This is a genomic window from uncultured Campylobacter sp. (genome assembly GCF_938045595.1).
In the GTDB taxonomy this organism is placed as follows: domain Bacteria; phylum Campylobacterota; class Campylobacteria; order Campylobacterales; family Campylobacteraceae; genus Campylobacter_B.
Window position 1 is genome coordinate 1 of record NZ_CALIBB010000087.1, and the last position, 3,904, is coordinate 3,904.

The 3,904-nt window shown below is 34.8% G+C and carries 6 protein-coding genes and 1 pseudogene; all 7 read left to right on the plus strand.

Going from position 1 to position 3,904, the window contains the following annotated elements; translation table 11 throughout:
- Positions 1 to 222 (plus strand): annotated as a pseudogene (locus Q0340_RS03375) (aminotransferase); the annotation flags it as partial.
- Positions 223 to 344: 122 nt separating this feature from the next.
- Positions 345 to 734, plus strand: a complete 390-nt coding sequence (locus tag Q0340_RS03380) for a hypothetical protein (RefSeq protein ID WP_298082159.1) — start codon at positions 345 to 347, stop codon at positions 732 to 734.
- A 106-nt stretch (positions 735 to 840) separates the two neighbouring features.
- On the plus strand, positions 841 to 1,593 hold the full coding sequence (locus Q0340_RS03385; RefSeq protein ID WP_298082160.1) for a hypothetical protein: 753 nt from the start codon (positions 841 to 843) through the stop codon (positions 1,591 to 1,593).
- 10 nt (positions 1,594 to 1,603) lie between these two features.
- Positions 1,604 to 1,993 (plus strand): hypothetical protein, encoded by a 390-nt coding sequence (locus Q0340_RS03390; protein WP_298082161.1) that lies wholly within the window; start codon positions 1,604 to 1,606, stop codon positions 1,991 to 1,993.
- A gap of 48 nt (positions 1,994 to 2,041) precedes the next feature.
- Positions 2,042 to 2,416 carry a hypothetical protein gene (locus tag Q0340_RS03395; RefSeq protein WP_298082162.1) on the plus strand — a complete coding sequence of 125 codons (375 nt, stop codon included), beginning with the start codon at positions 2,042 to 2,044 and terminating at the stop codon, positions 2,414 to 2,416.
- A 40-nt stretch (positions 2,417 to 2,456) separates the two neighbouring features.
- Complete coding sequence (locus tag Q0340_RS03400) at positions 2,457 to 3,209, plus strand: hypothetical protein (RefSeq protein ID WP_298082163.1); 753 nt, start codon at positions 2,457 to 2,459, stop codon at positions 3,207 to 3,209.
- Between the two features lie 64 nt (positions 3,210 to 3,273).
- Positions 3,274 to 3,750: a hypothetical protein gene (locus Q0340_RS03405; RefSeq protein WP_298082164.1), complete on the plus strand. Its 477-nt coding sequence runs from the start codon at positions 3,274 to 3,276 to the stop codon at positions 3,748 to 3,750.
- Positions 3,751 to 3,904 lie beyond the last annotated feature (154 nt).

Consider the following 3,904-nt stretch of genomic DNA (forward strand, 5'->3'; position numbering starts at 1 on the left):
GTGCTAAAAATCACAAGAGATAAAGGTATGATTATCGTAGGAGGAGACGTATATCGCTTAAGCGGCAATGAGCCCATCATCACATACGACTACTGGGGCACTAAAGCGGAAGATGACAATGCATTCGAAGTGGCGATCGAATATATCACCAATTATCGCGCTAGAAACGGAGATGACTTTGCATACTGCCCAGTCATTTGCCCCGGGCGGGTATCCAAATGAAAATTTTAGCTTACAATACAGAATATGTTGGTTTTGCTCATATTCGGATAAATATAAAAATGTGCGCCGAGCCGAATGCCGATGTGTGCGTAGATGGGATATAAAAAATTTTAGGAGCGATCTTGAAAAGCAACAAAGTAATCCTAATCCTATCGATCGAAAGCGATAGGGATCTATCCGAAACAATAAGCAGCAACGGCATATCTGCAACAAAAGTCTGGCAAAAAGGAGATTTGAAACTAAAAGGTTCTATTTTAAAATACAGAAATTTTGGCTTTAGCATAGAGGGAAAATTTTATGATATACCTTCTGCCGGAGATCTAATTAAAAAATTCTTGGCAGACATAAATGTCGCAAGGAGTATAAAATTACAAAGCGTAAAAAAGCTGCTAAGAGTCGTGATTTACAGCCACAGCAACTTGCCGGGCCTATACTACGATACGGGCTTGCTAAGGCAATTAGCGGATAACGATATAAATTTAGATAATGACGTGTATTTTTTAGATGAATGAGTTTGAATCGTTAGTGAGGCGTATTTATCGATGAAATTCTTGGACTTTGATTGGATAAAAGGCGATAAACCGTCCTTAGAATTTCATATAAGGATAATTTAAAACCATGAAACCGGTAAGAATTGTAATGACGATATTTTTTATTATCCTATCGTCTTTAAATTTTCATAAACTATTAACGGAAGGCGGTTATCGCGGAGGGAAGGTCTATGTCGTAGCCACAACCCAATCCGTCATTATGCAACTACTACTTATCATAGGATTGATCCTGTATTTGATATATCTATTAAGAGTAAAAGAGCATTATAAGCCAAGCTCAAATTTTATGCTTTCTAAAAAGGAGGACAAAATGAACTTATCGAATAGAATAAAAGCGCTAAAGGCGCGACTTAAACTGCAAAAGCCGGAAATTATAACGAATCCTATACAAAAGGATGAGTTTGTAGAGCAAGATTTGTGCGGTAAAGATCTGTGTGATTTAGACCATAGCACGATCAAACTTTTATCGGGAGATTTGCAGGTTTTCAATGACTATGCTTTTAGGTATTATATCCTGGATTTTATTGATTTTTATGAGCACTTCGGCGATAAAGCGATTATAGAAGATATGTTTATTCAAGCATTTGCACCGCCTATGCGGCGGGCGCGAGCGAAACAATTTAGCAGAGATGAGGTAAAAATAATCATAGATTTTTTGCAAAAAAATTATGAAGATATTGCGAGAATTACGCATTCCAAGAAATATAAAAAGTTAAAACCCTACGAACAAGAAGAAATTTATATACCATTCAAACATTTTGAAAAGGAGATAAAAAGCGCTATAAAATTTTGGGGGAAGTATTATAATGGAATTTTATAAGGATTGGCAAATGCGCTTAATAGAGACTGATTTGGGCAAGTATGAGGAATATATCTATTTCTTTATAAAGAAAAATAGGGCGTATTTTAGCGCCTATCAAGAGCAGATATTTCCTTTCGATATGGAGTACATACCTAGCTTATTGTGGTTGCTTGCATCTTTTGCAGAAACTACGATTAAAATTTTTGATGATTTGGACGAAAAGACAAGAAATGAAATTTTTGATTTTGTGGAAAAGGGAGCGGCAAGCGAAGACGAATATATCGGTACGGCGTTTTGCACCGGCTTTGTTGAAACAATTATAAATATTGCGAAAGAAGACGAATATAATATAATTAGCAAATATTTTAGAAATGAGACACAAGAATATGCCGCAGCCTGGATGGAATTTGGCGAATAGCTAGATCGAGCTTTATTAAAGTCATATTTTAAAACAATAAGGAGTCTTATGCCTAAACATGAATTTTTACTCAAAAAGACAAAAGAAAATATCTTCTCTAAAGAGCTTAGTGTAGTAATTAGCGATGATCTGATACTTCATATTTCGTACTCTCTTGAGTGGGTGCAAACCACATGGAACGATGAGGTAAATTTGAAAAAAGGTCTAAATTACTATGGCTATAGCTGGATAGAAGATAAAGCTAAATTTAGAGATATAATATGCTCTTGGAGGTCGCTTTTCTTGAGCGCGGATGAGCAAATTGTTTTTGATAAAAATTGTGTGTTAAATAAATCCTCGGTTATCGAGCAATTAGACAGTCTATTGGAACTAATCGATTCGGCAATTAAAAATGATTTATATATTTTGCATTTAGGAATTTAGCGAGTGTGCCGCGATTTAATAATAAAACAGAAGAAAGACCATGGAAAGAAATTATAAAAAGATAATACCCGTAAGAGGTAGAAGGAAATTTTCGATTAATAATTTTAGAGAAATTTTCGCGGAGGGCGATATACTGCAGATCGGTCAAAGGCGGTTTTTATTTTGTAGCTGGAATAATCTGCTACGTATAAACGGCGATAATTCGGGGGAGTTTATAGTATTGCCGCCCGAAGCTAATGCGAAAAATAATAATGGTCTGATTTCTAAAAAGTGGATATTGGAGAATTTAGATTTTGTATGTGATCCAGAGTCGCCCAGAAATATAAGCATATTTTCTTATTACGATAGTTTTTTAGCCGAATACAAAAGGATAAATGATAAAATTCCTGCAAAATTTACTTATAAATTTTTAGAATTCAAAGACGATCTAAAAAATGGAGATATTATAGAGTGTCACAAGGCTTTTCGTCCATATGATCGAAAGATAAAATTTATAGTCGCAACCGATACGGAAGGATGCCCGAGACTACCCTATCTGGAGGGGTTTTATTCCGGTATGTTTGCGCCTATTGGCTATAGCGATAAAATGCGCTCGAATAAAGGACGGGAATATGCGATAAGCTCGAGTTGGCTAATTAAGAACTGGGAAGCCGCCTTTGTCGGTAATTGCGATATAAGGCACACCTATGTAAATTTACAAAACCGAAAAGAGATTTTAAATTTTACCGATAAGCAACTGGAAAATTTTATAAAAATTAAGCGAAAGAGGTTTAAATTTAAATGGAAAAAGTAGATAAGGATTTTAAAGCGAGCTTGTATAGTATCACGCAGCAAAAGGGCTTTGAAAGGCGATGACAATGATAAAAAGCATTATAGATCCAACTAATTTCGATATAGAATTTAGAAAAATAAGTAGAAATAAAAGAGGCGTAGCCAGATCAAGAATAGATTTTGAAAATATCGATGTCGAGGCTAAAATAAGGCTAGTTATGTTTTTAATTTCAAAAGCAAGCCACTTAGATAGTGTAGTTTATAAAATTCTTTTTTGGGAAAGAGATGAGAAAATAGAAGAATATCTTCTTAAAAATATGAAGGGGCAATACACAAAAGCTAAGCTTTATAAAAACGGCGCCAGAGCGGGCGTTATCTTTATAAAAGAAAAGGCGCTTGAGCCAAATTTTTTGAGGTCCATACTGCTGCGCCATTTTAATTTTGAGCTGGCAAAAGAGCCCTCTTTGAACATTAGAGTTCAATTGGCCGTAAACAATAAAGATAAATTTTCGATTTTATTTGATATATACGATGACCGAGGCTGCTATGTGTATTACTTTTAAAAATTTTATAATGAAAATATTTAAGGAAAGAGGTATTTTCTAAAATTTCGTATCTTTTAAGTCCTAGCAAAATAAATATAGTACCTCTCTATGCGCTGAGCTTGATTTAATCCCATTTTTCGCTATAATGAGCGTCAAATTTCACTCACGGGGA